Below are 14,183 nucleotides of genomic sequence, written 5' to 3' on the forward strand. Positions count from 1 at the left end.
CGTCCTTTTTGGACGGGCGGGACGCCCAACCCACAATAACAATTAAAATTGTAAGTTATTTAATTCGCGAGCCTAAATTTAGATGCTTCACACTATTGTGGGGTGTTGTATTTTTTGGGCGTCCTGCCCGCCCAAAAAGGCGTAAGGTACGCAGTGCGTACCCCACAAATAGCGTGGTAAGCCCTCTTCAGAATTTCCTCAGAATTGAGCGTTAGTTTAAATAAACAACGATCGCCCCATTCAATCGATCGAGGAAATTTACCATGAAAACAGATTACCTCATCGTCGGCAGTGGTTTATCAGCACTGGTTTTCGGAGCTTTGATGGCAAACTCCGGCAAAACCGTACATATCCTCGAAGCTCACGAGCATCCCGGAGGCTTTGGTCACACCTTTACGATGGCCAAAAAATACACCTTTAATGCCCAATTCCACTACGTGTGGGACTGCGGCGAAGGACATACAGTCAATCGAGTTCTCAAAAAACTCGGTCTCGATCGAGATGTCACCTTTGAACGGTACGATCCGAATGGCTACGACCACATGAGAATGCCTGGGTATGCGCTGGATATTCCCTCCGAACCAGAGGAACTGATCCGCAGATTGTCGGCGCTGTTTCCCGAAGCGGGCGAGAGAATTCGCCAATTCGTCAACGAAGTCGAGAAAACCGGCGAAGGACTAAGAAAACTCGCTCCTCCCGTCAAACCAATTGAATTGCTCAAAAATTTCGGGGACGTATTCTGTGCTGTCCAACACCTCAACAGCACGCTTCAGGACGTTTTCGACAAGTTCCAACTCCCGCAAGCCGCCCAAACCCTATTAGCCCTGCAATGGCCGGACTTTTTGCTGCCTCCGAACCAGCTTTCTTTCTATGCTTGGATTGCCTTGTTTAGAGGCTATCAAGAAGGTGCATTTTACCCGACGCAGCATTTTGAATATGTCATCAATTCTTTAGTTAAAGTCATTGAATCCAACGGGGGGAAAGTTCTACTAAACCATGAAGTCACGAATTTTAGGGTGACAAACAGAACAGTAACGGGAGTTGAAGCGATGGATTTGACCACCCATCAAACCCATGAATTCACGGGCGACACCGTAATTTGCAACCTAGACCCGAAAAGAGCGGCGAAGATGATTGGAGAGGAACTGTTCTCTAAAACAGTGCGGCGCAAACTCAACTATGAGTATTCTGCATCTAACTACATGGTGTACTGCGTTGTCAAAGATATCGATCTCCGAGACTATGGATTTGGCAAGTGGAATACGTTTCATTCGGAACACTTGGATCTAAATGAAGCGTTTGCTCAAATGTATGACCAAAATGATTTTTCTCGTCCGAGTTTTGCAATTACAACGCCAACTTTACTGACCCAAGCGCGGCGGGATTGTCCAGAAGATTGTCAAATTGTAGAATTTCTGACTGTTGCTAATTACAGTTATTTTAAACAACTTTGGGAGAGCGATCGCAAAGCTTACAGACAGAAGAAACAAGAGATTCTGGACTCGATTTTAGATGTAGTTGAAAAACACTATGTTCCGAATTTCCGCAAACACATGGTCTTTCATGTTACCGGAAGTCCGACGACTAACGAGCGCTTCTGCTGGTGTCCTAACGGTAATTCCTACGGTTCCAGCCTGACGCCGCGCAACATGGGAGTCGATCGGCTAAATCATGAAACATCCCTCAACAATTTCTATTTCTGCAACGCCTCTTCGGGCTATCCAGGCTTTGCACCGACATTTTGGACGGGGGCGCTGCTTTATCAACGTTTATCCGGCGATGCGATTTTAGGCTAAGGAAAATTGGCAATAGGTTATTTTCCTGTTTCTCCTGTTCCTTGGCAAAGCCAAGGAATGAATTTCACTCTTGCTCTGCCTCATCTTAAAAATCTCTCATTTCTGCTCTCATTATCTCGTTCCTTGGCTCTGCCAAGCAATGAATTTCTGGAGGCTCTGCCTCCTCTTAAAAATGACGAGGCATAGCAAGACTGAAATGCGTTTCTAGGTTCTACCTGGAAACGATAATTTCTTCCTTATTCCTTCTTCCCGACATCCGTTACATCCGTTACATCCCGTACATTGCTCGTTGCCGAACTTCCTTCTTCCCGACATCCGTTACATCCCGTACATTGCTCGTTGCCGAACTTCCTTCTATCCTTTACATCCGTTACATCTTGTACAGTGCTCGTTGCCGAACTTCCTTCTATCAATCTAGGAGTGAACTATGAGAATTGCAATTGTTGGGGGCGGAGCGAGCGGTATGGCAGCAGCCTACTGGCTCGATAAACAGGGGCATCACGTCACTGTGTTGGAAAGTCAGCCGATTTTAGGCGGACACATTCGGACGCTGAACAAAAATGTTGTACCCAATCAATCGGAGTGCAATGAAATATTAGAAAATGGGGTGCTGGAATTTCCCACGGTGTTTTACAATTTCGTGGCTTTTATGCAGGAACTAGGCGTTGAATTAGAACCAGTGCAGATTGGTTCCGCGCTGTTTTTTAAAGATGGCACCCACTTTTTGTCGGCAGTATCTATCCAAAAGAATTTCACCGGAATCCAACGCCTGATCGAGTATTTGTGGCTTGATAGTCTCTACGCTCGTTCGGCGGGATTTATTTTAAAAATGCGGTTTGCTAAACAGCACGATTTCTACGATGTGCCGCTTTCTGAGTCTTTGAAAAGCTCGTGTGTCCGCAATTATTGGCTGAAGTTGCTGACGATGTACAGCTACTCGATACCGTTTGAATTGCTCGACAATTTCCCGGCAGAATTAGCGATGCCTGTTCTACGCGAATATGGCTTGGTCAACTGGGTGAGGATTAAAGGCGGGGTGTATTCTTACATTGAAAAGATTTTGGAGCGGTTTAAGGGCGATATACGGCTAAATGTGGAGATTGCCAATATTTTTAGAAGTGCGGATGCTGTAAAAATGGTGCTTTCTGATGGGGAAATCCAGGAATTTGATAAGGTGGTTTTTGCGATGCCACCAGACCAAGTTATGAGGTTATTGTCTGATCCAACGGAGGCGGAAAGGAAGCGGTTTTCGGCGTGGAAAGCCAATTATGCCACCACTGTACTGCATTCGGATACATCGATGTACGATCGCTATGGTATCCGCAAGTTATCAGAATTTGATTTTTTCGAGACGGACAAGGGATGGGGATATAATGCGAGCTTGAATCAGCTTTGCGGTATCTCCTCCCCACGAGAGTACAGTTTAGCTTTTCAACTGCAGGAGTCGATCGCCCAACAGCACATTATTCACATTCAGAAACATCACACGCCGCTGTACACTGTCGAGTCTTTTCGATATCGAGATGAAGTTATCGAGACTAATGGCGAAAACAACACTTATCATGCGGGAGCTTATTTGGGGGATGGTTTGCACGAAGGAGCCATTACCTCTGCTTTGCGAGTCGCGAAATTAATCGGGTGAGCTCAATTGTGATGCTACAAACTCTCGCAAATATCAGTAACTTTCCTGTCGGTGCAACACTCTCACAAAAGTCATGATGTTTGCATCAAAAGTTAAACCAATGCGAGAGTCGTCCACTCGGATGCGAAATTAATTTTTGACCTTGCCTAAGCTGCGACACCACGTGCTGCAGTTAAGTAGACATCATGGCTCACAGATGGAGGCATTGTTGATCCGGCTAACTGAGTACCCTCAAAGTTGGTTCCCGTGAATGTTGCCCCGCTCAAGTCGGCTTCACTCAAGTCTGCATAGCACAGCCTAGCCCAATCGAGGTTTGCCTGCACCAAAGAAACTCCCACCAGATTTGCCCTGGTTAAATCTGCTCCCATCAACTTGACGCCCCGCAACTGAGCTCCGCTGAGATTGGCAGCTAACAAGTTCGAGCCTTCCAGGTTTACCCCGTTCAGTTTGGCTTCGCTCAGGTTAACGCCATTGAGATCCGTCCTGCTCAGGTCGATGCCATTGATGTAAGCTTTCCTGAGATAGATGCCTGTTAGTTGAGCGCCAAAAAGCTTTGCACCGCTGAGTTTTGCCCCTCCGCAGTTTGCCCAGTTGAGGTTGGCTCCCGTGAGGTTGGCTCCCCGCAGGTTGATGAATTGCAGGTCGGCTGTACACAAATTGGCGTTCCAGAGGATGGCGCTCCGCAGGTTGCTACCGATGAGTTGGGCGCCACTCAACTTTGCCCTGGGCAATTTTGCTTTGACGAGGAAAGCTCCGCTGAGATTGGCTTTTGTAAGCTCTGCGTCCGCTAATCTAGCTTGGCCCATTTTGGCAAAACTCAGATTTGCCCTGTAAAGGTTTGCGCCGTTTAGTTCTGCTTTGGTGAGATGCGCCCGACTCAGGTTAGCTCCCGACAGGTTAGCCCTCGAAAGGTTTACGCCAACCAACATAGCTCCGCTGAGGTTTGCTCCGCTGAGGTTTGCGTCAGCAAAGTCTCTGTTTCCATTTTCGTACTCTTTGAGCAGCTCGGTTACTTCCATACGGGTCACATTCCTAATAGCGGAAATTTATCTAGAAATAAACACTCTTTATAAATATTTTATCTCAAAGGGAGCGGACGCGATCGCACTTTCAAGAAAGCTGAACAATTAACTTTATATATATACATATATAGCCTTTCTCAAAAAGGTGAGGTACGAATTTTGACCTAGAAAGCTTGACACTACAGGGTTTCTGTATACCTCATGTTACTGAGAAAGGCTATACTTTGTGCTTTTTCCAGAGTTCCGACTTTTTTGATGTCATAGTCTGAAACCCTTGATTTACTTAGCCTCTAGTGTGCTTCGGCAAGCGTGGCGATCGTACTGAGATCCGTGAAACCGTTATTCTCAGTAGGTAAGCCATCAAACCCTGTCCGAAGTGTTAATCAATAGTTAAAATCAATATTCTTATTGTCCACTGTGGCTAACAGCTTTTTTAAACCGAGACTGCAAATTTGTTGGTTGTGTTTGCGTCAGGTGTCGCGAAGGCTGGCATGGCCATAGCTCCATATTTGATATACTGTCATTTTTCATTAAAATTCAATGTGGAACAACAGTTTAATAAGCGAGAATTTTTCTCGGTTGTCTCGCAGCAGTTAGACGATCGTGCTTTTCAATATTTCCTTTAGTCGATCGGGTGAAAAGTAATTTCAGACATTGTACTTCTGAGGAATTTATCGATATACCTAACGGTAGAGGGTATTCGTTCAAAACCTAGCAGATAATATACTGCAGATGGTACAAAACTAACAGCGAGTAATATCTTTATAGGCTCACCCCCTCAACTGGCAGTTAGGCAAATGTGTCAATCTATGTTATGCTGAGTCAAAACTGAGGAATTATCATGTCAAAAGAAAGAAAAAGCAATAAAGAAGTCAAAAAGCCAAAGAAACAACCTGATGGTGTGGCTAAGCCGAAGGATGACAAAAAAAATTATGGTAGCACGGACGGCCGCAAGTAGAGATAGCTGCCCCTCTCGGAATTGCGATTAATTTTGTTGAATTGTCATTACTATCGATTTTTAACAGATTTAAATATCCTATTTTGGGATTATCCGAAAACAGGTTTATTATATCTAGGGTATATGCAGTGCTAAACCCAAAGTATAATGAAATCTGTTTTTAGCGATGAATATGAAACCTTCCGTTGCTGTATGATTGCTGCTCGTAAAGAAGCGCAACTAACTCAGGAGTCTGTTGCTAAATCTCTTAAAAAGCCCCAGTCTTTCGTAGCCAAATATGAAAACGGTGAACGACGGTTAGATGTAATTGAGTTTCTGTTAGTTGCTCATGTAATTGGTGTAGATCCTTGCGATATTATTAGGAAAATTTCCCAAAAAATATCTAAAGCATCTTGTGAGAGGGAGATATGAATACGCAAGATGTAATCAGACTTGCATCCCACTATCTAGATCGCTTATCGGGTAACACTTTCGACGTTTTAGATGTATCTAAACCTGTTACCGTAGATGCAGCAGTCAACCTGTCTAAAGTTATCTCAAAGCTTTCGCCCTTAGTCGGAAATTTAATCGAATTTAACACCGTTGAATTCTTGAATCAACAAAATGAGTTCGCTGAATTTGGAAAGTGGCATAGGCAAGATCCGGGCTTTCCAGATACTATTTTCCTGGGCATAGTTCAACCAACGCCAGGATTAGAAATTAAAGCGTGGTTCCCACTAGCAACAGAGATAACAGCACGTTTCAAAGATAGTCAGAATCACTTTAGGTTCGATCAGACCTACGTTGCTATCCTGGCATGGCTACCCGATAAAATCATCTATGGCAAGCCTCGCATTCTTGATGTGTGCGTTGTCTCTGGTTTATCGGTAGCTGTAGCGAGAGATACCCACTATCACAATCCGCCGGATTATCTTGTTTTAGAGCCGGAAGATACAACTCAAAGAACAGCAAATTTGCAACAAACAAACACCAGTGGATATAAATTCCAAGGCTCTGCTGAGGAGTTTTTAGAAGCTAAGAAAATAGTTGATTCATGGGGTACTCAAGGAAAAGTCTACAAACCAACAAGAGAGTATCAGCGCCTTCTGCGGGAGCTACGGATACGCTATGAATATAGACTAGATACAAATTTTGCAAAGATGGACAGAATTGTACATCCAGGCATTGAGGAATTTAAGCGACGTGTCTACAATACTGAAGTTTCCGCTATGACCGTTGGTCGGTGGAATAAGCTTTTATCAAGTCGCCTAGAAGGCAGCATCAAGAAATCCCTACAAGATTATCTACAGATTAGAGAAGAGAGTATTGATGAAATTATTGATTAAATCTCTGTACACCATAGTAGAAATAGTCGGGGTCTATCTCGCAAGAAAAGGCTTTTCGTTTTAGTTTACGTGCTGACAAAGCTGCACTGAAAAGTCCACCAAAAGGTTCCCATATAACATCGTTTTCATCGCTCGATGCCTCAACAATAAGGTTCATCAGATCCAGAGGTTTTTGGTTGAGATGTAATGCTTTTCCAGAGAGAGCTTTAACTCTCTCATCGCCCCGTAAAGCTTGACGCTCCCAAACGTTTGTAAAACCGTGAGGGCATCTAAATTTCGATCGCATCTTGCTCCATTCTTGTCCCGTTAAAGGCTGATTGCCATCCAGCGAAAAGTATGGTTTTCCTTGAGGACTACCATACTCATTTGCATAGTTCACTAGCCTTTCAAACATCTCGGTCGGAGGGAAATACCACAAATGCCCTTGATCGAAGTATTTCCTGGTTGCTGCATCCACCAGCCCGCAAGCATTATTGGCCCGTCGTAACGGCAACCCAGAGCGTTTCCACTCTCGCAATAACCACGCCTTTAAGGTAAGTTCATTAACTGTTACTTCTCTAACGTATTGAACGCAGACTTCTGTAACGACGGGGAACCTGCGAATTTTCTGTGTGTTAACATTCCCTGCGATATGACCTTTTCCCTTGTTCCAAATATTGGAATTGACATAGCGCCAACCATATTTTTCTAGAAGTGGATGCACAATAGCCCAACCAATCTCTGAATTCCAAAACCAGAGTGTTGTACAGGGTATCGCTGCTTTTGACCAGGCCTCGATATGAGGTTTATACCAATTAGGTAAATCAATGTGATCTGAGGTATCTCCTTCAAACCCAAGAATACCGTAAGCTCCATCTGAAACTATGACAGTAGGTTGCTCCCAATTGTCGTAGTGCTGGAGACTATCGCCGAGATATAAAGTAACGTATTCGTCACTCCATGTAGAAAAATTAAAATTGGTATTGAGATTAGCTACTTTGCCACGACCAACAGTGCTGCTCGCTTTGCGTTTTAAGATGCTGGGAGAATTCGCTTTTGCGTTAGGACTCATTTATTGACTTACGTGACTGTAAAAATTAAGTACAAATATTTTATCCTGTTTTGGGATATTGAGGGTAAGTGATACCAAAGTTAACCTACCTACTTCCGCTTTGTTGACAAAAAAAATAGTTCGATCGCCCAATCCCATCAAATCCCATCAAATGTATCACAGGGATATCTCAGTCACCGCAATATTACCCTCAAAACACACATCAACATCAGTCCCCGCCGCCCGATCGCGCGACCCATATTCTCCCGCATAATAAAAGTATTCTCCCTCCATGCGGTAAACCACTGGCAGTGGCTGCGTCGAAGGCTGGCAAAACACAATATCCGGTTCCGCACTTCCCGGCGCTAAATGCGGCAAATTCACATTCCAGAAACACCCCGACTTTGGTTCCCGATTCAGCAAATCCGCCAACACCCGCGATGTCCACCGAGTAGCGACATCCCAGTCAATTTCGAGCGGCCTTTTAATCCGGTGGGAAATTGCGATTCCCGGAATACCGTGCATGGCTGCTTCGCGCACAGCCGCCACCGTACCCGAAATATACACGTCAACCCCCAAATTGCCACCCGCGTTAATACCCGAAAGCACCAAATCCGGCTTTGCACAAACGTGATGAAGAGCAATACGCACGCAATCGGCCGGTGTTCCCCCTACAGCATACTCAAATTCCGATCGCCGATCGACATGAATCGGACTGTGAGCAGTCACTTGATGCCCGCAGCCCGACAATTGCCCCTGCGGAGCTACCATAATTGTCTTGCCGCTTACTGCTTGCAAAAGTGCTTGAATGCCGGGAGCATCGATGCCGTCGTCGTTGGTTAAAATTATTGTCATTGAAAATGTGTCGGTTTTATAGAACCGATTTGAGAGCGCAGAGGCTGGCAACCTTCTGGTAGCTCTAGCCCAAATTGGTTGTTGGTTGGTGGCGATCGTCAGTATGAGCATTGCCACACATTTATATCATCGCATTAATTGAACAATTGCCCCAGAAATGTGGCGCGCCACATTTTAGCCCAGTCGCACCTTGAGATGACAGCTAAAGCGACTTGTTACGCTTGCCCCAGTGCAGCATTCATGACATCACTGTCGATGCAAACATCTAATCACATAATTTTTTCCTCGGCTCTCCCCGATGCTTAGTGTTAAAAGTAGCAGATGATACTAACTATCTGAGACTGAACGTTGAAACCCTCGATCGTGCTAAATTATTAGCTTGCGTTATCACCATAAGTATGAGAGAGCCGATAATAAGTTAATGTCGATTCCAATTGCGCTTTGAGGCAGGGGATGGGAGAATATATATGAAATCCTTATCAAAGATAGTATCTAAGTGACAGTCCTCATTTCCCCTTCATAAATCAAATACTTATCTACACTGTTACCATTATTATATTTTAACTCAGGAGAGCCACATGAGCGAACCCACTAAAAGCAATACCAAAGCAGGCTGTCCCCCAGTTCCTCAGTCAATTATGACCGCCAGTCGGAAAGAACTATGTAATGTCCCATTGGAGATTGAGGGGGAACTACCAGAAGAGGTACAGGGTTATATCTTCATTGTTGCGCCAGTAGGAACCGTTGAATCAGGAGGTCTTCCTTTTGCCGACGGAGACTCATTTTTGAATGGCGACGGCATGATTTACCGACTTGATTTTAATCAAAAGGGTCAAGTAATTTTGAAAACGCAGATTGCCAAGCCTCTAGATTACCATTTTGACGAAGCAACTAAAGGCACTAAGTTGGGATTTCGCAATCATGGGATCTTAAGGTTTTCCTTACTTCTGGGCGCTCGCAACGAGTTAAATACAGCTTTTCTGCCCGTAAAATTCTCTCAAGACGAACCTGAGCGCTTGCTAGTAACTTATGACGCGGGTCGTCCTTATGAGATTGATACAAATACCCTTAAGGTGGTGACGCCAGTTGGGTCAAATAAAGAGTGGCGTCCTGAAGCTCCTCTGCCCTATCTTTTTCCACCCATTTTTAGTACCGCCCATCCTGCCTTTGATACCGACACGGGCGAGATGTTCGCAGTTAATTATGGTAGATCGTTAGAAAATTTTCTTGAGACTATACCTTTCATTAAAGAGATAGACGAATGCTTTCCAGAAGTTCGTCAATTTTGGGGAAAATTTAAGGGTTTAGAAGATTTCGTCTATCTGATTCGTTGGGATGGCGTAAATCCCTTAGAGCGGTGGACGCTGGTAAATGCTGATGGTTCACCAGTCAGCATTAAGCAAACTATCCATCAGATTGGAGTAACCGAAAATTATGTAATTTTGATGGACACAGCCTTTAGCACTGGACTGGATCAGTTGCTGGGCAATCCTTTTCCAGGCGACAAGGAGCGAGAAATAATTTTAAGGAACTTATTAGCAAGTCCACCTTCACCCGATTCTATTATTTATATCGTTAGTCGCAACGATCTGCAAAAGGGGCAGCGTCCAGCCTTGAACGAACCAGAAGTTAACGTTGTCGCGCGGAAAGTGGTAATTCCCCTCGAAGCAGCTCACTTTTTGGTGGACTATGAAAATCCTAATGATAAAATTACGCTCCACGTAGCCCATATTTGTGCTTGGGACGTTGCTGAATGGCTGCGTAAATACGATCTTTCCGCTTATCAACCCCACAATCCCGTGCCTAAAAACTTGCCTGGGATGGAACTGAATGAGATGGACATCAGCCGTTTGGGACGCTATGTAATTGACGGAAAAAACCAAGTCGAGCCAAAAGTTATCTGGGATATCGAGTGTACGTGGGGGCTTGGATTATACGCCTACCTTGACCGATTACCATCAGGTAAAACTCCCAGAAAGCTAGATAATATTTACTGGATTTCTTTCGGACTGTGGAAGGATTTAACCACCGAGTTTTTGTGCCACTTATACCGAGATTATAAGTATCAGAAAGTACCGCAGTCAGATGTTCTGGCTCTGGCTAAAAAGGGCGTACCAGCTTGCTTGCTGCGACTGGAAACGCAGTCGATGGAAATTGCCGATCGCTATCAGTTTGATCCAGGCTACATCGTGAGTTCACCGCAGTTTATGCCGCGTCGCGGTAATCAAGGTAGTTCAACTGACGGTTATATAGTTTGCACCGTTTTCACTCCCCAAAGAAATGAAATTTGGATTTTCGAGGCTGACAATTTGTCTGGCGGGGCGAAATGCAAACTCAGCCATGAATCCCTTGACTTTACATTCACATTGCATACAGCTTGGTTAGAACAAATAGGGCCTCGTTCAGCTAAATACAAAATCTCGTTGCCGGAAGATTACGAGGAATTAGCAAAGAACTTCCAATCTCCGCCGGAATTCGAGAAAGAGATTCAGGAGTTGTTTGCTAAAGAGTTGTACCCGCGCTTTGAAAGTGAGTAAAAATTTACTAACAGGCAGATTATCCATGAATCTGCCTGTGATTTTGAATAGTTAATGAAAAGGGTAAGGTGAAAACAATGCTCGTTCTTTCAGGATACGAAATCATAGAAAAAATTTACGATGGAGTAAGGACTGTTGTATATAGAGCTAAAAAAGATGGTTACAGACAACCAGTTATCATGAAAATTATTAAATATGAATATCCTACGCTTGAACAAATCACCAATTTAAGGCAAGAATTTATAATTACTCAAAATTTAGAGTGTGAAGGAATTGTCAAAACTTACAACTTAGAAAATTATCAGAATAGTTTAGCGCTAATATTAGAAGATTTTGGGGGTCTATCCCTTTATCATTTTATGGCAGCCAATAACCTGTCAATAACTGAGTTGCTGAGGGTAGCGATCGCTCTCTCCGAAACTTTGATCTATCTCCATCAAGTACCGATAATTCACAAAGACATTAAGCCCTCAAATATCATTATCAATCCAGCGACCGGAAAAGTAAAACTGACTGACTTTAGTATTTCATCGCGCTTGGAATTAAAAAACCAAAGCATTAGCAATCCCAACTTGCTAGAAGGGACTCTCGCTTATATGTCACCCGAACAAACGGGGAGGATGAATCGAGCAATTGACTACCGCACCGACTTCTACTCTTTGGGAGTGACTTTCTATGAAATGCTGACCAACCAGTTGCCATTTACTACCACCGATCCGATGGAGTTGGTTTACTGTCATATTGCCAAACAACCCGTCCCACCTAAAGAGGTAGCAGAAATTCCTCAAGCGGTTTCAGATATTGTGATGAAACTGTTAGCCAAAAATGCGGAAGACCGATATCAAAGTGCGGCGGGATTAAAATTTGACCTGGAAACTTGTTTGCAGCAATTGCAGACAACTGGCAAGATTGAAAATTTTCCCATCGGTCAACGCGATCGCGGCAACCAATTACTTATTCCCCAGAAGCTTTATGGTAGAGAAACCGAAGTCCAAATTCTTCTAGATGCCTTTGGACGAGTCAGCCTCGGTGCCACCGAGATGATGTTAGTTTCCGGTTATTCCGGGATTGGTAAAACTTCAATCGTCAATGAAGTTCATAAACCAATTGTAGCAGCTAGGGGATATTTTATTGCGGGTAAGTTTGACCAGTTTAAGCGCAATATTCCCTATGCGGCGTTAATCCAAGCATTTCAAGAATTAGTTCGTCAGCTATTAACCGAAAGTTCCGAACAAATTGCTATTTGGAAAGCAAACTTATTAAAAGCGCTAGATAATAACAGTCAAGTTATTATTGATGTTATCCCGGAAGTCGAACTAATTATCGGTAAACAGCCTGAAGTTCCTCAACTGGGTTCATCGGAATCCCAAAACAGATTTAATCGGGTATTTCAACAATTTATTCGCGTTTTTTGTCAACCCGAACACCCGCTCGTCATATTCCTAGACGATTTACAGTGGGCAGATTCGGCATCTCTCAAGCTAATCCAACTCTTAGTCACTGACCCAGATAGCAAATATTTATTAACGATTGGAGCTTATCGAGATAACGAAGTCAGTCCCGTTCATCCTTTAATTCAGACAATAGAAAAAATTCAAGAAACTGAAACGGTGGTGAATAATATCACCATTCAGGCGCTGGCTTTGGATAGCGTCAACCAATTAATCGCGGACACTCTCGATTCCAGCATAAATTCAGACAAAATAAAAGTTTTTTCACAGTTACTTTTTAATAAGACCCAAGGCAATCCGTTTTTCTTAACGCAGCTACTCAAAACCCTGTACTCGGAAAATCTGCTGGTTTATCAAGTAGATATAGACCGCTGGGAGTGGGATATTCAACAAATACAGGCGATTGGTATCGCAGATTTCAATATCGTTGAACTGGTTGCCAGAAATATTCGCAAACTCCCAGAAACAACCCAGAAATCATTAAAATTAGCGGCTTGTATCGGCAACCAATTTAACTTAGAAGTTTTATCAATTGTCAATGAAGAATCAAACATAGCGACGGCTGCTCATTTGTGGGAAGCACTGCAAGCGGGTTTGATTCTGCCGCTGTCTGAAAATTACAAAATTCCTCTAGTGTTTGCCCAGGAAGATTTGGCATCTGTACGCGATATCAAAGTTGACTACAAATTTTTGCACGATCGAGTGCAGCAAGCAGCTTATTCTTTGATTCCAGAGTCAGAGAAAAAAGCCACTCACCTGAAAATTGGTCAACTGTTGCTGAATAATACAACAGAGCAAGAGCGAAAAGATAATATTTTTGCTCTGGTTAACCAACTGAATTTTGGCACAGATTTGCTAACTAATCAGTCAGAAAAAGATGAGTTAGCCCAATTAAACCTGATTGCTGGACAGAAAGCAAAGGCAGCTACTGCATATGAAGCCGCTATTAATTATTTGAATGTAGGTATAGAACTCCTGAGTCAAGATAGCTGGGAAAGTCGATACGATTTGACATTTGATTTTTATCTGGAAGCGGCGGAAGCCGAATATCTCAATGCCAATTTAGAACGAGCGGGGAGCTTGTGCGATCGCACTCTCCAAAAAACCAAAACCATCCTCGAACAAGTCAACTTATACGAACTGAAAATTAGGCTTAACCTCGCTAAAAACCTGAACAATTCTGCGGTAGATACCGGACTGCAAGTTCTAGAAATGCTGGGAGTGACCATATCTCAATCACCGCCGCAAGAACTCAATATTGAGGAGTTAGCTAACCTGCCAGAAATGACCGATCCCTACAAGCTGGCGGCTATGCAGTTTTTAGTTCTGATTTTCCCACCAGCTTGCTTCGCAGAAAGCCCGCTATCGCTACCAATTCTATATACTATGATCGAACTTTCTCGTCAGTATGGGAATTCGCCACAGTGTACTTTTGCATATTCTATTTACGGAATACTCGTGTCTTGGCTCATACCAGATATAGATTTTGCCTATCAACCCACATTCCGCACCCCCAACTGGCACATACGCGGATTGAGGGGGTAAAAGTGAATCATCCGAGACAAAG

The 14,183-nt window shown here is 43.7% G+C and carries 11 protein-coding genes; 7 read left to right on the plus strand and 4 right to left on the minus strand.

Going from position 1 to position 14,183, the window contains the following annotated elements; translation table 11 throughout:
• Window positions 1-263 precede the first annotated feature (263 nt).
• Both QUB10_RS32050 and QUB10_RS32055 read left to right on the plus strand, forming a co-directional pair.
• Entirely contained in the window at window positions 264-1,796 is a 1,533-nt protein-coding gene (locus tag QUB10_RS32050) for an NAD(P)/FAD-dependent oxidoreductase (protein WP_333207163.1), read from the plus strand.
• Between the two features lie 6 nt (window positions 1,797-1,802).
• Window positions 1,803-1,982 carry a hypothetical protein gene (locus tag QUB10_RS32055; RefSeq protein ID WP_333207164.1) on the plus strand — a complete coding sequence of 60 codons (180 nt, stop codon included), beginning with the start codon at window positions 1,803-1,805 and terminating at the stop codon, window positions 1,980-1,982.
• Between the two features lie 50 nt (window positions 1,983-2,032).
• Here the strand turns inward: QUB10_RS32055 and QUB10_RS32060 are convergent, their stop codons facing one another.
• Complete coding sequence (locus QUB10_RS32060) at window positions 2,033-2,209, minus strand: hypothetical protein (protein WP_333056292.1); 177 nt, start codon at window positions 2,207-2,209, stop codon at window positions 2,033-2,035.
• Window positions 2,210-2,223: 14 nt separating this feature from the next.
• On the opposite strand from QUB10_RS32060, the gene QUB10_RS32065 reads away from it, so the two are divergent.
• Window positions 2,224-3,438, plus strand: coding sequence for an FAD-dependent oxidoreductase (locus QUB10_RS32065; protein WP_333207165.1), 1,215 nt, complete (start codon window positions 2,224-2,226; stop codon window positions 3,436-3,438).
• A 146-nt stretch (window positions 3,439-3,584) separates the two neighbouring features.
• On the opposite strand, the gene QUB10_RS32070 is transcribed toward QUB10_RS32065, so the two are convergent.
• Complete coding sequence (locus tag QUB10_RS32070; RefSeq protein WP_333207166.1) at window positions 3,585-4,457, minus strand: pentapeptide repeat-containing protein; 873 nt, start codon at window positions 4,455-4,457, stop codon at window positions 3,585-3,587.
• Window positions 4,458-5,565: 1,108 nt separating this feature from the next.
• Between QUB10_RS32070 and QUB10_RS32075 the strand changes: the two genes are divergently transcribed.
• Together QUB10_RS32075 and QUB10_RS32080 are read left to right on the plus strand one after the other, a co-directional pair.
• Window positions 5,566-5,829, plus strand: a complete 264-nt coding sequence (locus QUB10_RS32075) for a helix-turn-helix transcriptional regulator (protein ID WP_333207167.1) — start codon at window positions 5,566-5,568, stop codon at window positions 5,827-5,829.
• Window positions 5,826-6,743, plus strand: a complete 918-nt coding sequence (locus tag QUB10_RS32080) for a hypothetical protein (RefSeq protein WP_333207168.1) — start codon at window positions 5,826-5,828, stop codon at window positions 6,741-6,743. The genes QUB10_RS32075 and QUB10_RS32080 overlap by 4 nt, the downstream gene beginning before the upstream one ends.
• Here QUB10_RS32080 and QUB10_RS32085 read toward each other — a convergent pair.
• Window positions 6,733-7,794 carry a DNA methyltransferase gene (locus tag QUB10_RS32085; protein ID WP_333207169.1) on the minus strand — a complete coding sequence of 354 codons (1,062 nt, stop codon included), beginning with the start codon at window positions 7,792-7,794 and terminating at the stop codon, window positions 6,733-6,735. The genes QUB10_RS32080 and QUB10_RS32085 overlap by 11 nt on opposite strands.
• A 156-nt stretch (window positions 7,795-7,950) precedes the next feature.
• Window positions 7,951-8,628: a 5'/3'-nucleotidase SurE gene (gene surE / locus QUB10_RS32090; protein WP_333207172.1), complete on the minus strand. Its 678-nt coding sequence runs from the start codon at window positions 8,626-8,628 to the stop codon at window positions 7,951-7,953.
• 578 nt (window positions 8,629-9,206) lie between these two features.
• Here surE and QUB10_RS32095 point away from each other — a divergent pair.
• Both QUB10_RS32095 and QUB10_RS32100 read left to right on the plus strand, forming a co-directional pair.
• Complete coding sequence (locus QUB10_RS32095) at window positions 9,207-11,165, plus strand: carotenoid oxygenase family protein (protein WP_333207170.1); 1,959 nt, start codon at window positions 9,207-9,209, stop codon at window positions 11,163-11,165.
• A 77-nt stretch (window positions 11,166-11,242) separates the two neighbouring features.
• Window positions 11,243-14,161 (plus strand): serine/threonine-protein kinase PknK, encoded by a 2,919-nt coding sequence (locus QUB10_RS32100; RefSeq protein ID WP_333207171.1) that lies wholly within the window; start codon window positions 11,243-11,245, stop codon window positions 14,159-14,161.
• The last annotated feature ends 22 nt before the right edge of the window (window positions 14,162-14,183 follow it).

It is taken from the genome of Microcoleus sp. B5-D4 (genome assembly GCF_036705145.1).
Lineage (GTDB): Bacteria > Cyanobacteriota > Cyanobacteriia > Cyanobacteriales > Microcoleaceae > Microcoleus.